Source organism: Thauera aminoaromatica, assembly GCF_000021765.1.
GTDB classification, from domain to species: domain Bacteria; phylum Pseudomonadota; class Gammaproteobacteria; order Burkholderiales; family Rhodocyclaceae; genus Thauera; species Thauera aminoaromatica.
In genome coordinates, this window is record NC_011662.2 from 196,352 (window position 1) to 218,726 (window position 22,375).

At 71.6% G+C, this 22,375-nt stretch carries 18 protein-coding genes; 11 read left to right on the forward strand and 7 right to left on the reverse strand.

Features of this window, described 5'->3' with window-relative positions; translation table 11 throughout:
- Window positions 1-187: 187 nt before the first annotated feature.
- Window positions 188-1,381 carry a YbfB/YjiJ family MFS transporter gene (locus TMZ1T_RS00785; protein WP_012584284.1) on the forward strand — a complete coding sequence of 398 codons (1,194 nt, stop codon included), beginning with the start codon at window positions 188-190 and terminating at the stop codon, window positions 1,379-1,381.
- Here TMZ1T_RS00785 and nudC read toward each other — a convergent pair.
- Window positions 1,357-2,208, reverse strand: coding sequence for an NAD(+) diphosphatase (nudC, locus tag TMZ1T_RS00790; RefSeq protein ID WP_012584285.1), 852 nt, complete (start codon window positions 2,206-2,208; stop codon window positions 1,357-1,359). The genes TMZ1T_RS00785 and nudC overlap by 25 nt on opposite strands.
- A gap of 301 nt (window positions 2,209-2,509) precedes the next feature.
- On the opposite strand from nudC, the gene TMZ1T_RS00795 reads away from it, so the two are divergent.
- From TMZ1T_RS00795 to TMZ1T_RS00805, 3 genes are all read left to right on the forward strand, one after another.
- Window positions 2,510-4,750 (forward strand): NADP-dependent isocitrate dehydrogenase, encoded by a 2,241-nt coding sequence (locus TMZ1T_RS00795; RefSeq protein ID WP_004323643.1) that lies wholly within the window; start codon window positions 2,510-2,512, stop codon window positions 4,748-4,750.
- A gap of 168 nt (window positions 4,751-4,918) precedes the next feature.
- Complete coding sequence (locus TMZ1T_RS00800) at window positions 4,919-6,055, forward strand: hypothetical protein (protein ID WP_004323642.1); 1,137 nt, start codon at window positions 4,919-4,921, stop codon at window positions 6,053-6,055.
- 23 nt (window positions 6,056-6,078) lie between these two features.
- Window positions 6,079-6,648 carry a hypothetical protein gene (locus tag TMZ1T_RS00805; protein WP_261789144.1) on the forward strand — a complete coding sequence of 190 codons (570 nt, stop codon included), beginning with the start codon at window positions 6,079-6,081 and terminating at the stop codon, window positions 6,646-6,648.
- A gap of 28 nt (window positions 6,649-6,676) precedes the next feature.
- Here TMZ1T_RS00805 and TMZ1T_RS00810 read toward each other — a convergent pair whose 3' ends face one another.
- The 3 genes from TMZ1T_RS00810 to TMZ1T_RS00820 all read right to left on the reverse strand — a co-directional run bounded on the left by TMZ1T_RS00810 (window position 6,677) and on the right by TMZ1T_RS00820 (window position 11,403).
- Complete coding sequence (locus TMZ1T_RS00810) at window positions 6,677-9,040, reverse strand: nSTAND1 domain-containing NTPase (RefSeq protein WP_012584287.1); 2,364 nt, start codon at window positions 9,038-9,040, stop codon at window positions 6,677-6,679.
- Window positions 9,037-10,137: a toll/interleukin-1 receptor domain-containing protein gene (locus TMZ1T_RS00815; RefSeq protein ID WP_012584288.1), complete on the reverse strand. Its 1,101-nt coding sequence runs from the start codon at window positions 10,135-10,137 to the stop codon at window positions 9,037-9,039. Before TMZ1T_RS00815 ends, TMZ1T_RS00810 begins: the two co-directional genes overlap by 4 nt.
- Before the next feature lie 138 nt (window positions 10,138-10,275).
- Window positions 10,276-11,403, reverse strand: a complete 1,128-nt coding sequence (locus TMZ1T_RS00820; protein WP_012584289.1) for an extracellular catalytic domain type 2 short-chain-length polyhydroxyalkanoate depolymerase — start codon at window positions 11,401-11,403, stop codon at window positions 10,276-10,278.
- Window positions 11,404-11,612: 209 nt separating this feature from the next.
- Here TMZ1T_RS00820 and menA point away from each other — a divergent pair, with 209 nt between their 5' ends.
- From menA to TMZ1T_RS00845, 5 genes are all read left to right on the forward strand, one after another.
- Window positions 11,613-12,530, forward strand: a complete 918-nt coding sequence (gene menA, locus TMZ1T_RS00825; RefSeq protein WP_012584290.1) for a 1,4-dihydroxy-2-naphthoate octaprenyltransferase — start codon at window positions 11,613-11,615, stop codon at window positions 12,528-12,530.
- 9 nt (window positions 12,531-12,539) lie between these two features.
- A complete protein-coding gene (locus tag TMZ1T_RS00830; protein WP_004314873.1) occupies window positions 12,540-13,487 on the forward strand; it encodes a bile acid:sodium symporter family protein in 948 nt (315 codons plus the stop codon).
- Window positions 13,488-13,636: 149 nt separating this feature from the next.
- Window positions 13,637-14,893: a sensor histidine kinase gene (locus TMZ1T_RS21455; RefSeq protein WP_012584291.1), complete on the forward strand. Its 1,257-nt coding sequence runs from the start codon at window positions 13,637-13,639 to the stop codon at window positions 14,891-14,893.
- A complete protein-coding gene (locus tag TMZ1T_RS00840) occupies window positions 14,890-15,531 on the forward strand; it encodes a response regulator (RefSeq protein WP_012584292.1) in 642 nt (213 codons plus the stop codon). The genes TMZ1T_RS21455 and TMZ1T_RS00840 overlap by 4 nt, the downstream gene beginning before the upstream one ends.
- A 432-nt stretch (window positions 15,532-15,963) precedes the next feature.
- A complete protein-coding gene (locus tag TMZ1T_RS00845; RefSeq protein WP_012584293.1) occupies window positions 15,964-18,177 on the forward strand; it encodes an EAL domain-containing protein in 2,214 nt (737 codons plus the stop codon).
- A 42-nt stretch (window positions 18,178-18,219) separates the two neighbouring features.
- Here TMZ1T_RS00845 and TMZ1T_RS00850 read toward each other — a convergent pair whose 3' ends face one another.
- Window positions 18,220-18,759, reverse strand: coding sequence for a CYTH domain-containing protein (locus tag TMZ1T_RS00850; RefSeq protein WP_004314868.1), 540 nt, complete (start codon window positions 18,757-18,759; stop codon window positions 18,220-18,222).
- Between the two features lie 239 nt (window positions 18,760-18,998).
- Here TMZ1T_RS00850 and parA point away from each other — a divergent pair, with 239 nt between their 5' ends.
- Window positions 18,999-19,664: a ParA family partition ATPase gene (gene parA, locus TMZ1T_RS00855; protein ID WP_004314867.1), complete on the forward strand. Its 666-nt coding sequence runs from the start codon at window positions 18,999-19,001 to the stop codon at window positions 19,662-19,664.
- On the forward strand, window positions 19,661-20,158 hold the full coding sequence (locus TMZ1T_RS00860; RefSeq protein ID WP_004314866.1) for a hypothetical protein: 498 nt from the start codon (window positions 19,661-19,663) through the stop codon (window positions 20,156-20,158). The genes parA and TMZ1T_RS00860 overlap by 4 nt, the downstream gene beginning before the upstream one ends.
- 158 nt (window positions 20,159-20,316) lie before the next feature.
- On the opposite strand, the gene TMZ1T_RS00865 is transcribed toward TMZ1T_RS00860, so the two are convergent.
- Window positions 20,317-21,834, reverse strand: a complete 1,518-nt coding sequence (locus tag TMZ1T_RS00865) for an AarF/UbiB family protein (RefSeq protein WP_004314865.1) — start codon at window positions 21,832-21,834, stop codon at window positions 20,317-20,319.
- A gap of 29 nt (window positions 21,835-21,863) precedes the next feature.
- Window positions 21,864-22,295, reverse strand: a complete 432-nt coding sequence (locus TMZ1T_RS00870; RefSeq protein WP_004314863.1) for a hypothetical protein — start codon at window positions 22,293-22,295, stop codon at window positions 21,864-21,866.
- Window positions 22,296-22,375 lie beyond the last annotated feature (80 nt).

The window sequence follows — 22,375 nt, forward strand, 5'->3', positions numbered from 1 at the left end:
TGGGCCTGCGGGAGGCGTGGGGCGGATCGGCGTGCACGGCAGCACCGGGTCCAGGGGCCGAAGTTTAGCCGGTCGCCAGGAGCCGGGGGCGCGTGGCCGGATGAAAGCTTCGTGTCGAAACATTTGCTTGAACGGATACGACTCCCCGTCTATCGTGTCGCGTCCGGAGGAGATGGAAAACGACAAGATGGACTACCAGATCCAGCGTCTGAAGGTGCTCGGTGCGGGCATCTTCAGCCTGATGCTCGCGCTCGGCGTGGCGCGCTTCGCCTATACCCCGCTGCTGCCGCTGATGCAGGCCCAGGCCGGGCTCGGTTTGGCCGAGGGCGGCTGGCTCGCGGCAATCAATTACACCGGTTACCTGAGCGGCGCGCTGCTCGCCGCCTCGATCAGCGACCTCGTGCTCAAGGACCGCCTCTACCGCATCGGCATGGTGGTCGCGGTGCTGACCACGCTGATGATGGGGCTCACCACCGATTTCACGGTGTGGGCGGTGTCGCGCTACCTGGCCGGACTTTCGAGTGCGGCGGCGATGTTGCTCGGCACGGGCCTGATCCTGAACTGGCTGATCCGTCACAACCATCGCCACGAGCTCGGCATCCACTTCGCCGGCATCGGTCTGGGCATCGCCGGCTGCTCGGTGGCCGTGGCGCTGATGAGCCTGTGGCTGGACTGGCGTGCGCAGTGGTTCGTGTTCACCGCGATTGCCTGCGTGCTGCTGGTGCCGGCGCTGCGCTGGCTGCCGGCACCCGACACCAGCGGGCTGACGCGCAGCGGCGCGCCGATGCACGACGACCCGCCCAGCCCGCTCTTCCTGCGCATCTTCATGGCGTCCTACTTCTGTGCCGGCGTCGGCTTCGTGGTCAGCGCGACCTTCATCGTCGCCATCGTCAATCGCCTGCCCGGGTTGGAGGGCCAGGGGAGCTGGAGCTTTCTCGCCATCGGCCTGGCGGCGATGCCGGCCTGCATCGTGTGGGATTTCATCGCCCGCCGTACCGGCGCGCTGAACGCGCTGATCCTCGCCGCGGTGCTGCAGATCGTCGGCATCCTGCTGCCGGTGGTGGTCGGTGGCAGCCTGGGGGCGATCGCCGGCGCCCTGCTCTTCGGCGGCACCTTCGTCGGCATGGTCAGCCTGGTGCTGACCATGGCCGGGCGTTACTACCCGACGCGGCCGGCCAAGATGATGGGCAAGATGACCATCTCCTATGGCGTCGCGCAGATCCTCGGCCCGGCGGTGACCGGCTGGCTGGGCGAGACCTTCGGCAGCTACGCAGGCGGGCTGTGGTTCGCCGCGGCGATGATGGGCGTGGGCACCGTGTTGCTGGTGCTGCTGAAGATCGTGGACCGGCGCGACGCTCAGGCCGCGGCAGGCGTCGCCTGAGCGGGCGGCCACGGTCGCCCGTGGCGCAGGCAGAAGTCGCGCAGCAGCTGGTTGGCCATCGCGTAGCGGATCGGGAACAGCGGCGGCAGCGCGTCGACATGGAAGAAGCGCGCATCCTCGATCTCGCCCGGAGCGCAGACGATGTCCCCGCCGGCGTACTCGGCCTGGTAGCCGAGCATCAGCGCATGCGGGAAGGGCCACGCCTGGCTGGAGAAATAGCGTGGCGCGCGGATGCGCAGGCCGGTCTCCTCGAAGATCTCGCGATGCACCGCCTGCTCGGCCGATTCGCCCGCGTCCACGAAGCCGGCGAGCGTGCTGTAGAGGCCGGGCGGGAAGTGCGGCGAGCGCCCGAGCAGGATCTCGGCACCGCGCTCGACCGCCACGATCACCACCGGCGAGACGCGCGGAAAGTGCTCGCGACCGCAGTCCGGCGCGCTGCAGCGCCGCGCCGGCGGATCCGTCCGCAGTGTGGTGGGCGCGCCGCAGGCGCCGCAGAAGCGGTGCGCGCGGTCGAACTCGAGCAGCTCGAGGGCGCGCGCGGCGAGGGCGAGCGTCTCCCCGTCAAGCGTGTCGAGCAGCGACTTGAGATGCTGGAACGCATGTCCGTCGGGTGCCTCGATCGTGCGCTCGACCTCGACCACCGTCCATGCCTCGCCCGTGGTCACGGGGAAGTCGAGGGTGCGCAGCGCGACGAGACCGGCCCGCCAGGAATCCGGGCCGGCCGTGGGCGTCGCCGCGAGGTCCACGAGCAACTGGTGGTCGCGGAACACGAGCGTGCGTGCCGGCCGCGGATCGCCGGATGGGGGCAGTGAAGAAGGAAGGCTCATGATCGTGGGACCGGGGTCGGGCGGAGCGTCGGCGCAAGGAGGAAGGCGAGGGCGGCAGCATCGGGCAGATCGCCCGTGCTGTCGAGTCTGTGGCGCGGGTCGTGACCGCGGGGCTCGTTTCCAGGCCCGGCAAGGCTTGCCGCGGTTTATTTCGCGATGTGAAAGAAGGTTTCGATGCCCGACAGGTCGATAAGTGGTATTTTTCCGGGCGACTGCGATCGTGCGGCGGCCTTGCCGCGCCGGCGACAGTGGGTCGCCATCGGGTAGTCGGGACAAGATCTAAAACATATAGGGGAAATCAATGTCTGCAGGCAAATCCAAGATCATCTACACGCTCACGGACGAAGCGCCGCTGCTGGCGACGTGCGCCTTCCTCCCGATCATCCGCACCTTCACCGGTCCTGCAGGCGTCGAGGTCGAGAAGGCCGACATCTCCGTGTCGGCGCGCGTGCTCGCCGAGTTCCCCGAATACCTGAGCGAAGACCAGCGCGTCCCCGACACGCTCGCCGAACTGGGCCGCCTGACCCTCGAGCCCGACACCAACATCATCAAGCTGCCCAACATCAGCGCCTCGGTCGCCCAGCTCAAGGCTTGCGTCAAGGAACTGCAGGAGAAGGGCTACAAGATCCCCGACTACCCCGAGGACCCCAAGACCGACGAGGAAAAGGCGCTCCGCGTCCGCTTCGGCAAGTGCCTCGGCTCGGCCGTCAACCCGGTGCTGCGCGAGGGCAACTCCGACCGTCGCGCGCCCGCCGCAGTCAAGAACTACGCCAAGAAGCACCCGCACTCCATGGGCGAGTGGAAGCAGTGGTCGCAGACCCACGTCTCCCACATGCACCACGGCGACTTCTACCACGGCGAGAAGTCGATGACGCTCGACCGCGCGCGCGACGTCAAGATGGAGCTGATCACCAAGTCGGGCAAGACCATCGTGCTCAAGCCCAAGGTCTCGCTGCTCGAAGGCGAGATCATCGACTCGATGTTCATGAGCAAGAAGGCGCTGTGCGAGTTCTACGAGAAGGAACTCGAGGACTGCCGCGAGGCCGGCATCCTGTTCTCGCTGCACGTCAAGGCGACGATGATGAAGGTCTCGCACCCGATCGTCTTCGGCCACTGCGTGAAGATCTACTACAAGGACGCCTTCGAGAAGCACGGCAAGCTGTTCGAAGAGCTCGGCATCAACGTCAATAACGGCATGGTCGACCTGTACGAGAAGATCAAGACCCTGCCCGAGTCCAAGCGCGACGAGATCATCCGCGACCTGCACGCCTGCCAGGAGCACCGCCCGGCGCTCGCCATGGTCGATTCGGCCAAGGGCATCACCAACTTCCATTCGCCCAACGACATCATCGTCGACGCCTCGATGCCGGCGATGATCCGCCAGGGCGGCAAGATGTGGGGGGCCGACGGCAAGCAGTACGACAGCAAGTGCGTGATGCCGGAGTCGACCTTCGCCCGCATCTACCAGGAGATGATCAACTTCTGCAAATGGCACGGCAACTTCGACCCGCGCACGATGGGCACGGTGCCGAACGTCGGCCTGATGGCGCAGAAGGCCGAGGAATACGGCTCGCACGACAAGACCTTCGAGATCGCCGAGGACGGCGTGGCCAACATCACCGACCTCGCCACCGGCGAGGTGCTGCTGTCGCAGAACGTCGAGGCCGGCGACATCTGGCGCATGTGCCAGGTCAAGGACGCGCCGATCCGCGACTGGGTCAAGCTCGCCGTCACCCGCGCGCGCAACTCCGGCATGCCGGCGATCTTCTGGCTCGACCCCTATCGTCCGCACGAGAACGAGCTGATCAAGAAGGTCAAGACCTACCTCAAGGATCACGACACCAGCGGCCTCGACATCCAGATCATGTCGCAGGTGCGCGCGATGCGCGTGACCCTCGAGCGTGTCGCGCGCGGCCTGGACACCATCTCGGTGACCGGCAACATCCTGCGCGACTACCTCACCGACCTGTTCCCGATCATGGAGCTGGGCACCAGCGCCAAGATGCTGTCGATCGTGCCGCTGATGAACGGCGGCGGCATGTACGAGACCGGTGCCGGCGGCTCGGCGCCCAAGCACGTGCAGCAGCTCGTGCAGGAGAACCACCTGCGCTGGGATTCGCTCGGCGAGTTTCTCGCCCTGGCGGTGTCGCTGGAGGACCTCGGCATCAAGACCGGCAACGCCCGCGCCAAGCTGCTCGCCAAGACCCTGGACGAGGCCACCGGCCGCCTGCTCGACGAGAACAAGTCGCCCTCGCCCAAGACCGGCCAGCTCGACAACCGCGGCAGCCAGTACTACCTCGCCCGCTTCTGGGCCGAGCGCCTCGCCGGACAGGCGGAAGACGCCGAGCTGGCGGGCAAGTTCGCCCCGCTCGCCAAGGCCTTGGCCGAGAACGAGCAGAAGATCGTCGCCGAGCTCGCCGAGGTGCAGGGCAAGGCGGTGGACATCGGCGGCTACTACAAGGCCGACGCCGAGAAGTGCAAGGCGGTGATGCGTCCGAGCGCCACGCTCAACGCCATCCTGAAGGGCGCGCGCGCCGCCTGAGGCGGTTGATGTGCCGCCGGCCAGCGCCCGGCGGCCGGCGAACCCGAAAAGGGGCAGATCGACGAATGCGTCGACCTGCCCCTTTTTCGCGTCCCCACGCAAGGCAAGGGTATGCACGATCGCCGCCGGGTGCCTAACATGACAGCCTCGCCTTACGAGGACAGGCCGATGGCCGATTTCCGCAAGCTCCGCGTGATGATCTCCAGCCGCTGCGCGTCCACGGTGCGCCGTGGGGATTCACGGGTTTCGATGACCGTCGTCCGCACGCGGCTGAAGCGCGAACTCGAAGCGGAAAGCCTCTGCGGCGAGCGGCTTTTCGAGGTGTGGATCTCCGACAATGCGCCGGATCAATCGCAGGGCGATCTGGAGACCGCGTGGGAGAAATCGCTCGAGGAGGTGCGCAAGGCCGACATTGTCCTGGTGCTTTACACCGGCGAGGCGGGCTGGGCGCCCGCTCGCGGCCTCGGCGTGTGCCATGCGGAGTTTCAGCAGGCTTGGAACGATGGGCCGGCGCGGCTCAAGGTGGTGCGCATCGGCGACGTGGGCACGGCGCCCAAGGACGCCGCCGAGTTGAAGCGCGATCAGGCCTTCCAGGCCTATTTCGACGACCTCAATCCCACCTCGCCGGCCGCTTCCGACGTCGACGCCATCGTCGCACGCAGCCGCGAGGCCTTGCGCGAGGCGGTGGCCGGGCTGGTCAAGCTGGGTGGACGCGAGGCACGCAAGGGGCGTTTCGCCTACGGTGCCCCGCTCGACTGGAGCCGGCTCGATTTCGGCCACCGCAAGAAGGCGATGGAAGACGCGCTCGGTGGGGGGCTCGCCGAGTTCGGCGCGGTCGAATCCAGCGGGGGCTGGTTGTGGCCTCTGGGCGAAACCTCGCTGCTCACCATCTGTCATGGTCTGCCAGGGGGCTTCGGCGTGGCGGCCGCCCGGGAAATGGTGGGCCAGCCCTTTCTCCACGACCATCTGTTCCTCGCCAGGGCACTCGGCGAACGGGAAGCACCGGCCGGTCCGCTGCATCTGGTCGCCTGCCTGAAAGGCATTACCGAGAGCCAGGCGATGCGCCAGCTGGGCTTCCCGGATGCGACCATCGTCGCGGCACCCTTCGGTGTCTATGTGTCCGACCCAGTGCAGAAGATCCAGATGATCTTCCTCGCCAACTGCCGCGATCTGACCACGACCCGCAATGCCCTCTGTCGCCTGGCCGAGTGGCTGAACGCCACCGGCGAGGCGGCGAACCTGGCGCGCCGTGCGCTTGGTCGGCGCAGGGTCGTGCAGGCCATCCTCGATGTGCAGGGCGACTGAGATCGCCCGAACGATAGGAAAGCATGATGTCGTCCGCGCTTGCCGGCCTGTATGAACGCAGCGGTCGCAGCCCGCCGGCCGCGCTGGCGGACTGGGAGGCCCGCGTCGATGGCTGGTGCGATGCCTATCTCCGGGTCTTCCCCGATGCCGAGCTGTCGGAGATCAACCTCGATCTCGCCGTGTTCCAGTTCGATCATGTGAGCGAACGGGTCACGCTCGCCTATGCGCTGTCGGTCGAGCCGCTCATGCGTCGCGACAGCGGGCGCATGCGCGGCTTTCCCGACGTCAATGCCTCGGTGCGCCGCGTCCTCGGGGATCGAGCCTTCGTCGCGGACAAGGGGCATTTCCTCGGTCACGCCAGCGGAGGCATCCTGGACATCAACCTGTTCCCGCAGCGGCGCGAGCTGAACCGCGGCTGGTCCGAGGAAGGCAAGCGCTTCCGCAGCATGGAGCGGTACGTCGCCGAGCACCCCGGGACCTTCTTTTACCATCGCCCTTCGTATCGCGATCAGACCTGGATACCCGCCACGCTGGAATACGGCGTCCTGGTCGATGGGGAGCGTTGGTGGGTGGATCGGTTCAGGAACGTCTGAGCGCTGCGCCTGGCATGCAGGCTCCGCGCTAGCGTGCCGACAGCACGATCGCCCCGGGGGCGAACCAGAGCTCGTAATGGCGTGCGCGGACCGAACCGCTGCTGCCGTAGAGCGCGCTGAAATCCTCCAGGCTCGGCGTGGGCGACTGCAGCAGCGCGGCGAGCGCACGCGCGAGGGCCTCGCCGTCCTGGCGGCATTCCTCGGTACGGAAGCAGCGCAGCATGCTGCGCGCGGGGGCGGCCTTGACCAGCACGATGCCGGGGAGCTCGAGCGCGGCGTCGCCGATGCGCACACTGCGCAGGCGCGCCTCCAGCGCCTCGGCGGTCGGGCGCTGGCCCTCCTCGGCGATGTAGATCCACAGCCGCGGTGCCACGCCGCCGGACGCCGGAGCGGGCGCCGCGGAGACCGGCGGCGCGGCCTGCTGCGCCGAGAGATTGGAGAGATTGCTCACCTGGGCGCGCAGCTCCGACTTGGCCTCGGTGAGGCTGCGCTGCACAGCCTGTCCGTCGCCGCTCGCAGGGGCGTTCGCGGCGGTGGTGGCGCGTTCGAGTTCGTCGACCACGCTGGCGAGCGCGGTGGCGGATTGCCGCGCCTCCTGCGCCACCGCCTCGGCCGCAGCGCGTGCGGCGGCCTCGGCCTCGCGCGCCTCGACCAGGGCCTCGAGCTGGCGCACCACCTCGTCGCGTGCGGTGAGGGCGAGCTCGCGCTCGCCTTCGGCGAACCGGCGCGCCGCCTCGGCGATCCGCGACTGCTGCCAGGCGAGTCCGCCAAGCGCGCTGGTGAAGGCGAGCACGCTGAGGCCCACGGCGAGCGCGCGGCTGCGCCGGCGCAGGCGGCGTGCCTCCTGGCGCTGCTTTTCGGCGACCTCGCGCTCGGCCGCGCGCAGGGCGCGCGCCTCGACGCTGGCGGCGATCAGGCGCTGCACGCGCTCCCAGCCGCCACCGTAGCGTTCCGCCCAGGCGGCGTTGCGCCGGCGCAGCCAGCGTTCGCGCTCGTCGGTGGTGGTGGCGCCGAGCACGTTGCCCGGGTCGCGCTCGAAGCTGTCGGCCTGCACCAGCAGCGCGCGCCACACCAGGCCGTTGCGGAACTCGCGCGCCAGCCAGCCCTCGCGCGGCTCGGCGATGCGCCGCCAGCAGCGGATCAGGGCCTCATGGCTGATGTCGATGAGCTCGTCGGCGGGGAGCGCCTCGTGCCCGTAGGGCTCGAGGAAGGACACGCCGTCGGCACGGAAAGTGTCCACCACGCAGCGCAGTACGGACTCCTCGGCGCCGGTCACCGCCACCAGGCGTGCGAGCGGGCAGGGCCGGCGGATGGCCTGGCCCTCGGCGTTGATGTCGGTGAGCGCGCGGAAGAGGTCTTCCACCACCCGCGTCGCCTCGCCGCCGAGGCATTGCTGCTCGGCGCGCGCCTGCACGGCGTCGGCGTGTGCCGAGAGCAGGCCGGCGAGGCCGTGCTCGGCGTGGTAATGCTCCACCCCGAGCCGCCACGCCGGCGCGCCCGGGGTCGGTCCGGCAAGGGCCAGGCCCGCGGCACGCGCACGCTCGTCGTGGAGCAGCATCAGCCCGTGCTGGATCAGCGGCAGCTGGTCCTGTCCGCCGCCGCCGTCCACGATCAGGCGCTCGGCGAGCTCGCGCGTCACCTCTCCGTCGTAGAGCACCGCCGGCTCGCGGATCGCCCGCATGAGGTCGTCGTGCTCCATGCGCGGCAGCAGGTATTGCGTGCGATTGACCGCCTCGGCGAAGCCCTCGTAGCGCGAGCATGCGCCGAGAAACTCCGAGCGCATGGTCAGCACCGCGTACAGCCCGGCCGGCGGCGCATCGAGCAGGCCGACCAGGCAGGCGGCCAGCAGGGTCGCTTCTTCCGCACCATGGCGGCGGGCGTGCTCGAAGAGCTCCTCGAACTGGTCGATGAGGATGCAGACCTGGCTGCGCGGGCCGCAGCCGAGCAGCTCGGCGAGCGCCGCCGGGGCTTCGCGGCCGAAGTTGAGCGCGCGGCGGAAGGCGATCGTGCGCAGCTCCAGCCCGTGCCCGTCGCCGCCGGGCGTGTCGAGCGCGGCGAGCGCACGCGCGAGGTTCCACAGCGGCGCAGCGCGCGGCAGTGTGGTGCAGGTACGCCAGCGCACGCCGCCGCGCGCGCTCTCCTGCTCCAGCCGCGGCAGCACGCCGGCGCGCACCAGCGAGCTCTTGCCGCAGCCCGAGTCGCCATGGACCACGAGCAGGCGATGGCCGAGCAGGCGGTCGACGATCTCGTCGGTCATGCGCTCGCGGCCGAAGAAGATCGGCCACTCATGTTGCTCGAAGGGGCGCAGGCCGGGATAGGGGCGGGGCGGCAGGCGGATCGCGAAGACCGCGTCGAAGGCGTCGTCGGCGGGGGCGGGCGCGCCGGGGTTCATGGTGCGCCCCCGGCCTGCAAGCCCTTGCCGCCCAGCCAGTCGCGCACCGCGACCGGCCAGCCTGCGTCGGTGCCGTCGATCCAGTCCGCCTGCACGATGCGCGCGGTGGCGCGGCGCACGTTGGTGGCGATGGTGGCGCCGGCGGTGTCGAGCAGGCCGCAGGGCAGCAGTCGGTGAGAGCGTGCGCGCGCCGACTGGCGATCGTGCTTGCCCACCACCACGAGGTCGGCATCGAGGGCGCGCCCGTCCTCGGTGCCGAGCAGCAGCAGGGCGTCGCAGCCGCTCAGGGTCTCCACCCTGCGCTCGCGCACGGCCTGCAGGCGCAGCGGATCGCTGTCGACGCGGTCGGGCTCGCCCGGCACCACCGCGAAGCCCTTGTCGACCAGCTTGAGCGCCGCCTCTTCCCAAGCCGCGGCGTGGTCGCTGCGGCCGTGCAGGTAGAGCAGCTGGCCGCCGTCGCGGACCAGGCGCTCGGCCTCCTCGCGCTGGCGGCGCAGCTCCTCGGTGCGCGCGCGCATCGCCTCGAGCTTGGGGTAGAGCCGGCCGACCATGTCGAGCAGGGCCTTGCGGAACTCGCTGCCGAAGGCGCCCGGCAGGTCGGTCCAGCCGAGCGGGCGCGGCGGCACGCCGTCGGCCGGGTAGAAGGCGAAGCCGACCAGCGGCTCGCCGCGCGCATCGCACAACGCCGCCGGCCACGGTGTGTCGGTGGGCCAGATGCGCACCACCGCGATACGCTCCTCGTGCGGCAGGCCGAGCGCGGCCTGGCGCTGCAACCACCAGTCGCGCTCGTCGGCGCACCACTTCGACGCGAGGTAGTCGGGCGACATCAGCACCACCAGCAGCGCCGCGCCGGCGATCTGCTCCTGCAGCTGGGCGGTGAGCGGTGCCATCGGGTCGAGGCTCTGCGCCGGGCGGTGGTCCTGGTCGCGGAACACGCTCAGGCTGGTGCGGAAGCGGCGGTCGGCACGCAGCTCGCGCTCGAGCTCGTGCGCGAACGCGGCCGACCACGGCGCGAGGCAGGCGCCGCCGCTACCGTCGTCGCCGTGGCTGTAGCTCACGAAGAGGTCGTGGCGGAAGGGCTCTCCGACATAGGACATGGGGACTCCCTCGCGCGGGCCCGTGCATCGCCGCAGCCCGTCCCGCGTGGGTGGGCCGCCGGGCGGCGGCCCCTGCTTTCCTTATAGTCCACGCGCCGGGGCTGGGCCACACGGGCTGCGCCCGCGCCACCGCGGCGCTCAGTCGTGGCGACCCGAGGCCAGCCGCTCGATCATCGCGCGCACGCTGCGGATCTGGATGCCGTCGCGGGTGGCGTAGTGCGCGTCGGTGTAGCCCCACCAGTCCCAGCAACCGTTGGGGTTCTTCCACGGGATCGACACCGCCTGCGGGAACAGCACCACCAGGCGGTTGGTGTCGGCCCAGCGGTCGTAGCCCGTGTTGCGCACGAAGGTGGTGCCGTTGTACAGCCCGCCATCGGGCGGCCGCCGCAAGGGCAGGAAGCTCTGCCCCTGCTTGCAGCCGTGGAACACCACGTGCAGCCGACAGCGCTCGCCCGCCGCGCAGGCGGGCGGGATGTAGACCCAGCCGGTCTTGTCCAGGCCGGTGCCCCACAGATGGCTGAAGAAGCCGGTCGCGGGGATGTAGGCGCGCTGGTCGAACTCGACGAAGCGGCCCGCCGGCGTGGGCGTGGTGCGCGGCGGAGCGACGTCGGGGCCGTAGATCCAGTCGAGGATCGCGTGCGCAGCCTCGAAGCCGCAGCTGCCGATGTAGGGCTCGTCGGTCGTGCCGCAGGCGCCGCCGTAGGCGGTGGTGGGCATGGTGTGGCCGGCGGCGTCGAGCGTCACCGGCTTGAGTGCGGCCGCGGGCAGGCCGAAGGCGTCGTAGTAGCCGTGCAGCTGGCGGGTGATCGCGGCCGGCACCAGGGCATCCTTTCCGCCCACCACGGTCACCACGCGCTGGCGGGCGATCTGCGCCGGGTCGTCGATGCGGCCCTCGGCCCGGAAGGCGCGCGTGGCCGCGACCAGCTCGGGCACCGCCGTGCTGGCCTCGCCGACCTTGCACGACAGCGTCGGCGCGCCGGTGCAGGAGCATTCGGTCGTGGCCTTGAGCACGCTGTCCTGCGCACAGTAGTAGGGCCCGCCGGCGACCACCCCCGCGCCGCGGACGATCCCGGAGTGGGCGACCTGCATCTGCACCGACATGAAGCCGCCCGAAGAGATGCCCGACACCGAGGTGTCCTCGATGGCGATGTTGAGCGCCGGCAGCGCTCCGGGGGGCGCGGCGAGGGCGATGGCGGCGAGGGCGGCCGCGGCGAGGCTGACCGCGGCGCGGAGGAGGGAGGAAAGAGAGTGCAGGCGCTTGCTCATGGCGGACCTCCGGCAGGCGGCGTGGGGGTGGATTCGTGTCCAGCATAGTCGAGCGCGGCGCATCCGCGGGAGCTGCGCGGCGGCTATGCGATAATCCGCGGTCTTCCCGCTTGTCCCGCCATGTCCGTTTCCCTGCCCTTCGCCCCGCACGCCTTTCCGTCCTCACGGCTCGCCCCCATCGGCGCCGCTCCCGCCCGTCGAGGCGGGGCGTGACGCCGCCGCATCCCGCGCCATCCCGCCCGGGCACGCTCGCGGTTTGGTGGGCGGCGATCAGGCCGCGCACCCTGGGCATGGCGCTCGCCCCGGTCATGCTCGGCACCGCGCTCGCCGTCGCCGACGGCGCCGAGCTGGCGTGGGCGGTGCTGTTCGCCACCGTGTCCTGCGCGCTGCTGATCCAGATCGGCACCAACCTCTACAACGATGCGATCGACTTCGAGCGCGGCACCGATCGTCCCGAGCGCCTCGGGCCGCTGCGGGTCACCCTCGCCGGCTGGGCGAGCGCCGCCGAGGTCAAGCGCGGCGCCCTGCTCTGCCTGCTGCTCGCGCTCCTGCTCGGCGCCTGGCTCTGTGTCGTCGGCGGCGCCCTGATCCTCGCGATCGGGCTGGCCTCGCTGATCGCCGGCTGGGCCTATTCCGGCGGGCCACGGCCGATCTCGCACTCGCCGCTCGGCGAGTTCTTCGTGCTGCTCTTCTTCGGCGTGTTCGCGGTGCTCGGCAGCCACTGGCTGCAGTCGCGCGCGCTCGGCCACCTCGACCTGCTCGCCGGGCTGGCGGTGGGTGCGCCCGCCGCCGCGGTGCTGCTGGTCAACAACTATCGCGACCTCGCCGGCGACCTGCGCGCCGGGCGTCGCACCCTCGCCGCGCTGCTCGGCGCGGAGGGCGCGCGCCGCGCCTTCGCGCTGCTGGTGCTGCTGCCCATCCCGACGCTGATCCTGATCGCCGCGAGCGGCGCGCCGGGCGCGATCCTCGGCCTCGTCGGCGCGCCCGCGCTGGCGCCGCTGGTGTGGCGCTTCGGTCGTGCCGAGGGCGGGCCGGCGCTCAACGCCCTGCTGGTCGACACCGCGCGTGCCGGTACGCGCACCGGCTTGCTCGCCGCGGCCGGCATCGTCTTCGTCTCCAGCCTGTAGATCGCACCGATGAGCATCGACGTCCTGCTCCCCGCCGCCCTCGCCTTCATCATGTTCTCGGTCGGGCTGGCGCTGCAGGGGGCGGATTTCCACCGCGTGTTCGCACGCCCGCGCGCGCTGCTGATCGGCCTCCTCGGCCAGCTCGTGCTGGTGCCGCTGGCCGCGCTCGCGGTGGTGCTGGCCTTCGACCTGCCGGTGCTCCTCGGCATGGGCCTGATGGTGCTGGCGGCCTGCCCGGGCGGGGCGAGCTCGGGCTTCCTGACCCACCTCGCGCGCGCCAACGCGGCGCTGTCCTTGAGCCTTACCGTGATCAGCAGCCTGGCCGCGCTGCTGACCTTCCCGCTGCTGGTCAAGGCGGTGCTCGCCGCATTCGGCGAGGGCGTCTTCGGTGCGGACGGCAGCGTGCTGGCCGCGCTGCCGGTCGGCCGCCTGATCGGCAGCGTGCTCGTGGTGACGACAGTGCCGATCGTCGCCGGGATGCTGCTGCGGCGCCGGGCGCCCGCGCTCACGGCGCGCGCCGAGCCGCTCGTCGCCCGCGTCGCCACGCTGTTCTTCGCCGCCATCGTGGTTGCCACCTTCGTGTCGCATCGGCACACCATCCTCGCCAACCTGCTGTCGGTCGGACCGGCGACCCTGGTGCTCAACTTCGTCGTCATGGGCCTGGGCTACGGCCTGGTGATGCTGGCGGGCGCCGAGCGTCGGGACGCGGTCGCGGTGGCGATGGAGTGCGGGCTGCAGAACGCGGGGCTGGCGATCTTCGTCGCCATCGTGCTGTTGCGTCAGCCCGAGCTCGCCGTCGGCGCGGTGGTGTATGCGCTGACGATGAACTTCGGCGCGCTCGGCTTGGTGTTCGTGGCGCGCCGGCGCGAGGGCGCGCTCGCGCACGACGCCAAACGAGTCCTGCGGCTGCCCCCGGGGCCTCCGACGGGCTCTCGCGCCACGCCGCCGCGGCGTTGAACACCCACGTTCCGCGCCGGCGCCGGCTCTGCGGAGTGCGATACGGCCTCGATCGGGGCGCGCGTGCATCTGCACGCCGTATTCCGCTAACATCGGGCCGATGATGACCGGCGGCTGAGATCCGCCGCCCCGACCGGCCCTCGATGTCGATGAGCGATCTGCCCCGCAAGCCGACCGGCGTGCTTGCCGCAACCCTGTTGATCCTGTTCGGCCTGGCGCTTTTTGTCGCGCTGGCCTGGTCCAGCCACGCCAGCCTGCGCGAACTCGAAGCGGTCACCGATGCGCGCTCGCGCTCGCGCAACGGGCTGCTGCTGGCCGCCGAGGCGCTGCGCCGGACGCTCGACGACCTGCCGCAGGCCCGCCTCGAGACCCTGTGGACCCTCGTCGAGCATCGCGTCGCGCTCGCCGAACGCAACATCGCCGACCGCCGCGCCTACGCGGAAGAAAATTCGCCGTGGAAGCAGCGCCTCGACGAGGGCCGCGACACCATGGATCGCATCCGCGCGCGCTTTGCCGGCATCGAGGCCATGCTGCGCGCCGAGATCGAGGCGCGCGATCGCAGCTTGTCGGCACTGCGGGCGCACGCGCTGCTTCTCAACGTGCTGCTGCCGGCAATCGGTGGCGCGCTGATTCTCGCCGCGTGGGGGCTGCTGCAGCGCGAGCGGCGCCGGCGCGTCGATGCGGAGGCGGCGCTGCTCGCCGCGAACGCCCGCCTGGAGGACACGGTCGCGCAGCGCACCGTTGAGTTGCAGAGGGCGCTCGGCGAGATCGAGGCGTTCGCGCACGGCCTCGACCGCAGCATCGAGGACGAGCGCAGGCGGCTCGCGCGCGAGGTGCATGACCAGCTCGGGCAGCTGCTTACCGCGCTCAAGATGATGGTGCACCGCGCCCTCCAGGGCGCGCCCGGACGGGAGCAGGACTGGCCGCAGATCGAGGCCGTGCTCGGCGAGGGCATCGCCACCGTGCGGCGGATCTCGGCGGCGCTGCGCCCGCCGCTGCTCGACGACCTTGGCCTGGAGGCGGCGCTCGGCCTCGCCGGCCGCCAGTTCGCCGAGCGCACCGGCCTGGCCTGCGAGGTCGCGCTCGTCGATGCCGGGCAGCTGAGCGCCGACCAGGCCAATCAGCTCTACCGCATCGCACAGGAAGCGCTCACCAACGTCGCCCGCCACGCGCAGGCCCGTCGGGTGCGGGTCGAGGGCGTGGCGGTCGACGGCGAGTATCGCCTGGCGGTCGAGGACGACGGCGTCGGCATGGCGCCGCAGGCGCGCTCCTCGCTCGGGCTGCTGAGCATGCGCGAGCGCGCGGCGCTCGCCGGCGGCGAGCTGCACGTCGGCTCCGGCGCCGGGGGCGGGGTGAGGATCGAGGCGAGGGTGCCGCTGATCGCGACCGGGGGGGAAGGAGGATGAAGCTGCTGATCGTCGACGATCATCCGGTGATGCGCTTCGGCGTGCGCCAGCTCGTGACCCAACGCTGGCCCGACGCCGTGATCGGCGAGGCCTCCTGCCTGGCGCAGGCGCTCGAACAGGTGCGGGCGGCGGAATGGGAGCTCGCCGTGCTCGACCTGTCGATGCCCGACACCAGCGGGCTGGAGGGGCTCGTGCGGCTGCACCGTGCCGCACCGCTCACCCGGCTGCTGGTGCTGAGCATGCACGACGAGGCGGCTTATGCGGCGCGTGCGCTGCAGCTCGGTGCCGCCGGCTACCTGACCAAGGAGCACGCGACCACCGAGCTGGTCGCCGCGATCGAGCGCGTGCGCAGCGGCCAGCGCTACATCAGCTCCGACCTCGCCGCCCGCCTCGCCGATCTGCTCTCGGGCGAGGCGCCGGCGCGTGCGCCGCACGAAACGCTGTCGGCGCAGGAATACCGCGTGCTGCTGCTGATCGCCGCCGGGCACGGCGCGAGCGAGATCGCCGAGATCATGCATCTGTCGGTGAAGACGGTGGGCACCTACCGCAGCCGCATCATCGACAAGACCGGACTCGCCAATACGGCGGAGATGGCGCGCTACTGTTCCGAGCACGGGCTGGTGGATCGGGGGGGCTGAGGGCGCGCGGGGGGAGGTTTTTCGGGCGAGGTGTCGCGAGCGAACCGGCGGTGGGGCGGGACTTGCGGTCGCCGCCTGCACTCGCGGCCCGTCGCTTTCGCGCCGGGCTGCCCTCGGCGGAGCACGTCGCGGGGGCGGCGACGCAAACTCGTCGCTGCGCTCCTCGGACATGCGTCGCCTTGTCTCCCCCGCGACGCCCTCCGCCTCGGCGCTCCTGAAGTTGGCGACCGCAAGTCCCGCCCCGCCGCCTGCGGCGTGCAGGCTGCGGTGTCGTCGGGTGAGGCTGCGGTGCCCCGCTGCCGATGTTGTAGGTGTTCGCCCTACAGCATGATCGGCGGGCCGCCGACCCCTGCATCGGCGAGGCGCCGCTGGGGGCGAGCGGCGCGGACGCGGAACATGGATGACGTCCGATCCCTCCGTGGAACCGCCATCATGCGCATCGTCATCGTCGAAGATTCCCCGCTCCTGCGGGACAACCTGATCCGCCTCTTTGCCGACCATCCCGAGCTGAGCGTGCTCGGCAGCGCGGCCGGCGAGGACGCGGCCGTCGCGCTGATCGCGGCGCAGCGCCCCGACACCGTGCTGCTCGACCTCTCGCTCTCCCAGGGCAGCGGCCTTGGCGTGCTGCGCCGGCTGCGCGCCACCCCGGGCCTGGCGCCGCGTGTGCTGGTGCTGAGCAGCCGGCCTGCCGACCCCTGGGAGGCGCTGTGTCTCGACGCCGGCGCGGATGCCTTCCTGGACAAGGCCGGCGACCCCAGCGTGCTGCTCGCCCAGCTCGCGAGCTGGATGCCGCCGCTGCCGCTCGATGAGCTGCGCCGCCGTCGCCGGCTGCAGCAGCTGCAGGTGCTCGATACCCGGGCCGAGCCCGCGCTGGACGCGATCGCCCGCCTCGCCGCACGCATCGCGGAGGCGCCGGTCGGGGTGATCAGCCTGGTGGACACCCACCGCCAGTGGTTCAAGGCGCGCGTGGGCGTCGAAGTGCAGACGACCTCGCGTTCGGTGAGTTTCTGCGCCCATGCGCTGCTGGGTGACGGCCTCTTCGAGGTCGAGGACGCCACCCTGGACCCGCGCTTCGCCGACAACCCGCTGGTGCGCGGCGACCCGGGGATCCGCTTTTATGCCGGCATGCCGCTGGTGATGCCGGGCGGCGAGGTGGTGGGGACGCTGTGCGTGATCGACTCCCGGCCGCGCCGCCTGGGTGCGACGGCGCGCGAGGCGCTGGCGGTGCTGGCGCGCAGCGTCACCGACGAGCTCGAGCTGCGCCAGCGTGTGGGCGAGCTCGAGGAGGAGGTCGCCCGCCGCCACGAGGCCGAGGCGCGCATCATGCAACTCGCCACCCGCGATGCGCTTACCGGGCTGCCCAACCGCGCCGCGTTGATGGACCGGCTGCACCAGGGGGTACGGGCCGCGCAGCGCAGCGGTAACCTGCTCGCTGTGCTCTTCCTCGATCTCGATCGCTTCAAGTGGATCAACGACACGCTCGGCCACGACCTCGGCGACGCCCTGTTGCAGGAGATGGCGCTGCGCCTGAGCCGGGCGGTGCGCGAGTGCGACACCGTCGCCCGCCTCGGCGGCGACGAGTTCGCGATCGTGCTCGGCGATCTCTGGCAGGTCGCGGATGCGGAGGCGGTGGCGGCCAAGATCGTGGACGTCATCACCCGGCCGCTGGAGGTGCGCGGGCATGCCCTGCGCGTGGGCGGCAGCGTGGGCGTGGCGGTGTACCCGTTCCAGGCCCACGACGAGGAGTCGCTGCTGCGCCACGCCGACCTGGCGATGTACCACGCCAAGGAGTCGGGCGGGAACCGCCACCAGCTCTTCTCCGAGCAGATGAACGCGCGCGCGGTCGAGCGCATGACCGTCGAGTCGGAGCTGCGCGCCGCCATCGCCGCCGGCCAGCTCGAGCTGCACTACCAGCCGCAGCTGTGCCTCGAAGACGGCCGGCTTGCCGGCATGGAGGCGCTGGTGCGCTGGCGCCATCCGCGCCTCGGCCTGCTCGCACCCGGCCGCTTCGTGCCGCTCGCCGAGGACTGCGGGCTGATCTGGGAGCTCGGTCTCGCGGTCCTGGAACTCGCGCTGGCGCAACTCGCGGCCTGGGACCGGGCCGGGCTGGAGGTGCCGCGCATCGCGGTGAATGTGTCCCCGGCGCAGCTGCGTCCGGAGCTGGTCGAGCGCATCGTGGAGATCCTCGACCGACACGGCGTCGCCGCGCGCCGGCTGGAGATCGAGCTCACCGAGAGCGCGCTCACCGCCGACGGACCGGCCGCCAACGGCCTGTTGCAGGCGCTGCGCCGCATGGGCGCCTCGATCGCGATCGACGATTTCGGCGTGGGCTACTCCTCGCTGACCCTGCTGCGCCGGCTGCCGATCTCGGCGCTCAAGATCGACCGCAGCTTCGTCGCCGAGCTCGCCACCAACCGCCAGGACGCGGCCATCGTCGAGGCGATCCTGCGCATGGCGCACAGCGTGGGCCTGCGCACCGTGGCCGAGGGCGTGGAGCATGCCGAACAGCAGGCGGCGCTCGGGGAGCTCGGCTGCCAGGAGGTCCAGGGCTATCTGTGCGCGCGCCCGCTCGAGGCGAAGGCGGCAAGCGCCTGGCTCGCCGGGCAGCATGCGGGTGGGTTGGTGCCGAGCGCCGCGGCGGCGTGAGGGGGCGCCGGCTTGCGTCGGAACGCGGCTGCGGCCGCCGGTTCAGTGCGCTGCAGGCAGGCTGCGGGGGGCGACGACGACCGGGGTGGGCGCCGCGTGCGTGCGGTGCGGCGTACCGTGGAGCAGGGCGGCCTGTTCGGCGAGGGTGAAGTTGCCGTACTGCGAGTCGTGGGTGATCTCGTCGCCGATCCAGTGCGGCAGGCAGAGCGGGGTTTCCTCGTGCGGCAGTTCGACCTCGGCGACCACGAGGCCGGCGTGATGGCCCTGGAAGACATCGACCTCGAACACGTGGTGGGCGTGGTCGACCAGGTAGCGGGTCTTGCGCACCACCCGCCCGGCGCAGTGCCGCACGATCATCTGGTGGGCGTCGTCCACCGGGATCGGGTACTCGAATTCGTCGCGGCTGAAGCCCTGCTTGGGCGACTTCAGCGTCAGGAAGGCGCGCTCGCCGCGGATGCGGACTCGCGTCGACATGGAGCCGACCTCCTTGGCGAGGTAGCCCTGGATGATGGGCTCGCCTCTGCGTCCGTCGAGGATCCGGACGTCGCGGACGAGGAACCTGCGCTCGATCTCTTGCGCCATGGCTGGAAACCCTGTTGCAGAAGGTTCGAATTGTAGCAAAGGATTGCGGCGTGATTGTTGCGGTGCAATATTTCTCGGGGCCTCGATTGCGGACCTTCCCGTGCAGGACGTTGTTGCGGCCCAGGGCGGTCGCATGACCGGACGCCGGCTCCCACCACGCGTTCACGGGACGCCTCTGGCGGGCCACGGCGGGCGGCCGATTGGCTAGACTGTCGGCCATCACCTCCACGGGATGGACCATGAGCGCACCCACCCTGATCGCATTGATTTCCCAGAAGGGCGGCTCGGGCAAGACCACGGTCGCCATGCAGCTCGCCGCCGGCCTCGCCCTCGAGGGCTACCGCGTCGCGCTGGCCGACCTCGATCCGCAGGAGAGCGCCTCGCGCTGGGCCGAGTCCGCGCCCGCCGATGCACCCTTCCCCGCCCGCGTGGTGCGCCTGTCCGGCAGTGCCGACGAGATGGGCAAGACCTTGAGACCGGTTGCCAACAAGGTCGATGTGGTGGTCATGGACTGCCCGCCGTCGATCGAGCATGCGCACACGATGAGCGCGCTCGCGCTGTGCGACATCGCCCTGGTGCCGGTGGTGCCGGGCCCGACCGACCTGTGGGCGACGCGCGGCATCGAGCGCCTGATCCTCGAGCGCAAGCGCAGCCGCCCCGGCCTGCGCGGCGCGCTGCTGCCCAACCGCGTGACGCGTACCGCGCTGTCGGCGGACGTGCTCGAGGTGCTGCGCGACTTCACCCTGCCGGTGCTCGACGCCGCGCTGTCGCAGCGCAGCGCCTATGCGCTGGGCGCGGTGCGCGGGACCTCGGTGTTCGGCCTGGGGCGGTCCGCCGCGCCCGCGCAGGAAGAGGTGGCGCGCCTGGTCGCGGCGGTCGTCAAGTTGATCGAGGAGCGAGGATGAGCGCCACCAGCAGCGGACTGAAGTCGAAGCTGCGCGAGACCCTGAAGCAGGAGGACGCCGCGCTCGCCGAGCGCAGCCGGGCGGTCGCGAAGCCGGCTGCGGCGCAGCCTCGTGTGGGCAAGCCGGACGCCGCGGAGCCTGCCGCCACCGCGACGCCGACGACCGCCGCGCAGGCGCTGCAGCCGACGGTGGGTGGATCCGCTGCGGCGGAGAAGCGTGCCACGGCAACGCTGCTCGAGCTTGCCGCGCCCGCCGCGGCCGGGCGCCGCGACAAGGGCGAGAAGGTCGAGCGCGATTCGTTCTCGATGCCGGCGCGCGAGCACAAGCGCATCAAGGCGTTGCGCGAGGCGCTCGGCGAGCACGGTGTGCTCGTGAGCAAGTCCGCGCTGCTGCGCGCCGGCCTCGCGCTGCTGGCCGAGCGCGACACCGGCGAGATCGCCCGCCTGGTCGCGGCCCTGCCCAAGGTGGCGAAGGGCAAGCGCAAGAGGCGCTGACGCGGGAACCGCGATGGTGCCCAGGGAGCAGCGCCGCAAGGCGCGAACCGGGCTCCCGGGAGACTTCGGGCCTGGGCTCGGGCGGGAGCGCGGTGGTCGCAGCGCAGCGGATTTGCGCACACGCCTGCGCAAGCGCGGTATCGCGACTCGCGTCGCTCCTACAGGCCCTGCGGAAGCCGCGTCGGTTTTCCGTCGGCGCGACGCGCGTCGCGATTTTCGGCGCCTGCGAATCCGAGCAGCCGCAACCAGTAGCGCAGTCCGGCCGGCCAGGTGTCCGCGGCCGCGCGCAGCAGGTCGGCGGTCGACACGTGGGTGGAGAAGGCGCGCGAGTCGGGCTCGGCGAGCAGGCGTGCCGGCCACTCGGCGGCGAAGCGCTGCAGGCCGAGGCCGAGCAGCGGCAGGTCGGTGTCGTGACCGGCGCCGAGGTCGCCGAGCACGCCGGCGAGCGACAGCCAGCTCTTGCGGAACACCGCGAGTTGCTCGCCGAAGCCGCCCGCGCCCTGCAGCGCCAGCGCATCGAGCAGCCCGACCAGCCAGTCGAAGCCGAGCGGCCGGCCGCTGCGCACCAGGGTATCGAGCGCGTGCTCGACGGTGGCGCCGATCGGGGCGGCGCGGGTGTCGCGCAGGCCCAGCCCGGCGAGGCCGGCCATGATGCGTGATGCGTCGAGTGCGAGAGCGGCGAGAGCGACTTCCACCAGGGCCTCGCGCTCGGCCTTGCTCAGGCGCGCGGTGAGGCTCCAGTCGAGCACCGCCACGCGGCCGTCGGGGGCGAGCAGCAGGTTGCCGCCGTGCAGGTCGCCATGGAAGGGCGCGTCCTCGCCGCACGACCAGAAGGGGCGGGCGAGCAGGCCGCCGACGAGGGCGCGGCCGAGGCGGCGGGATTCGTGCGCGGACAGCGCGGCGTCGGCGAGCTTGGGGCCGTCGATGCGCTCCATCGCGGTCAGCGCGGGCGTGCACCAGGGCAGCAGCGCCGGCACGAAGACGTCGGCGTCGGCGGCGAACAGCGCCGCGGCGGCGCGCAGGTTGGCCTGCTCGCGGTCGAGACGGATCTCCTGCACGAGCAGGCGGCTGGCGGCGGCGAGGTGGCTGCGGTAGTCGATGGCGGGCAGGCCGAACTCCGCCCCCCGGCGTTCGAGGAAGTCGCCGAGCGCGGGCAGGATGGCGAGCTCCTCGGCCAGCCGTTCGCCGATGCCGGGCTTGAGCGCCTTGAACACGCCCTCATGGCTGCGCCCGTCCTGCCGCCACGAGAAGGGCAGCACCACGGCCACGCTGCCTTCGGCGAGCGCGCGGTCGGCGAGGTGGAGGCCGTGGCCAGCGCCGAGCTCGGCGCGGATGCGGGCGTGCAGGGCGCCGTCGTCCGTGCTCGCGGGGAGGGATTCGAGCGCCTGCAGGTGGCGGCGCAGTTCCGCGTCGAGGCCGGGCTGGCGCGCGACGACCTGGCCGAGCTTGTGCAGTGTGGGACAGCGCGCGAGCAGGGCGGTGGCGCGCGCGGCGGAGACGCTCGCGGCGAGCGCGAGCTGCTCGGCGACGATCGCCCCGAGGCGGGCTTCCGGCAGCCGATCGAGGAAGAAGGCCATTCCCTCGAGCAGCAGCGGACGCCAGGCGGAGAGGGACTCGGGCAGCAGGGCGTCGAGGCCGAGCGACTCGAACAGTTCGGTGCCGAGGTCGGGATCCATGGCGGAGAATCTGCGGAAGCGCGCCGGGCTCAGCGCTTGCGGGCCGCAGCCTTGCGCTGCGAGGATTTCTTCTTGCCGGCCCGGGCCTTCTCATCATCCTTCGCGGCGGTGCGCTTCAACGGCGGCAGCGCATCGAGCAGAGCGATCGTTTCCGCATGGTCGAGGGCCGCGAGCGCCGCAAGGCCGGCGCGCACCAGCTCGGACTTGCGCGCCGGCCGGCCGGCGGCCTTCATCGTGCTGCGCAGGGCATCGAGGCGGCGCAGGTCGCTGGCGACCAGAGCGAAGGATTCGCGCTTGCGCTTCTCGGGTTTCGCCTTGGCGGGCTCTGCCGGCAGGGGTGGGGCCTCGGTTTCCGGGCGGGTTGGGGGCCGTGTTCCGGCGATTTCGGGCAGACGCTCGTCGAGCGCGACATCTTCCTGCTTCAGGCTGGCGCGCAAGGCGCTGCGGGTGTGGGTGCTCACGGTGCGCTCCTCGGGGGCTTCAGCGCCGCATTCTAGGCTGCGCTTGCGCGCTCATGCACGTGCGCACGGGCGCGCGCAAG

Bases quoted from the DNA above. Each gene is read 5' to 3' on its own strand.
- TMZ1T_RS00785 (WP_012584284.1), top strand. From the start codon at position 188: ATGGACTACCAGATCCAGCGTCTGAAGGTGCTCGGTGCGGGCATCTTC.
- TMZ1T_RS00805 (WP_261789144.1), top strand. From the start codon at position 6,079: ATGATGTCGTCCGCGCTTGCCGGCCTGTATGAACGCAGCGGTCGCAGC.
- TMZ1T_RS00840 (WP_012584292.1), top strand. From the start codon at position 14,890: ATGAAGCTGCTGATCGTCGACGATCATCCGGTGATGCGCTTCGGCGTG.
- nudC (WP_012584285.1), bottom strand. From the start codon at position 2,208: ATGAGCCTTCCTTCTTCACTGCCCCCATCCGGCGATCCGCGGCCGGCA.
- TMZ1T_RS00865 (WP_004314865.1), bottom strand. From the start codon at position 21,834: ATGGATCCCGACCTCGGCACCGAACTGTTCGAGTCGCTCGGCCTCGAC.
- TMZ1T_RS00820 (WP_012584289.1), bottom strand. From the start codon at position 11,403: ATGAGCAAGCGCCTGCACTCTCTTTCCTCCCTCCTCCGCGCCGCGGTC.
- TMZ1T_RS00800 (WP_004323642.1), top strand. From the start codon at position 4,919: ATGGCCGATTTCCGCAAGCTCCGCGTGATGATCTCCAGCCGCTGCGCG.
- TMZ1T_RS00830 (WP_004314873.1), top strand. From the start codon at position 12,540: ATGAGCATCGACGTCCTGCTCCCCGCCGCCCTCGCCTTCATCATGTTC.
- TMZ1T_RS00850 (WP_004314868.1), bottom strand. From the start codon at position 18,759: ATGGCGCAAGAGATCGAGCGCAGGTTCCTCGTCCGCGACGTCCGGATC.
- parA (WP_004314867.1), top strand. From the start codon at position 18,999: ATGAGCGCACCCACCCTGATCGCATTGATTTCCCAGAAGGGCGGCTCG.
- TMZ1T_RS00810 (WP_012584287.1), bottom strand. From the start codon at position 9,040: ATGAACCCCGGCGCGCCCGCCCCCGCCGACGACGCCTTCGACGCGGTC.
- TMZ1T_RS00815 (WP_012584288.1), bottom strand. From the start codon at position 10,137: ATGTCCTATGTCGGAGAGCCCTTCCGCCACGACCTCTTCGTGAGCTAC.
- TMZ1T_RS00860 (WP_004314866.1), top strand. From the start codon at position 19,661: ATGAGCGCCACCAGCAGCGGACTGAAGTCGAAGCTGCGCGAGACCCTG.
- TMZ1T_RS00845 (WP_012584293.1), top strand. From the start codon at position 15,964: ATGCGCATCGTCATCGTCGAAGATTCCCCGCTCCTGCGGGACAACCTG.
- TMZ1T_RS21455 (WP_012584291.1), top strand. From the start codon at position 13,637: ATGAGCGATCTGCCCCGCAAGCCGACCGGCGTGCTTGCCGCAACCCTG.
- TMZ1T_RS00795 (WP_004323643.1), top strand. From the start codon at position 2,510: ATGTCTGCAGGCAAATCCAAGATCATCTACACGCTCACGGACGAAGCG.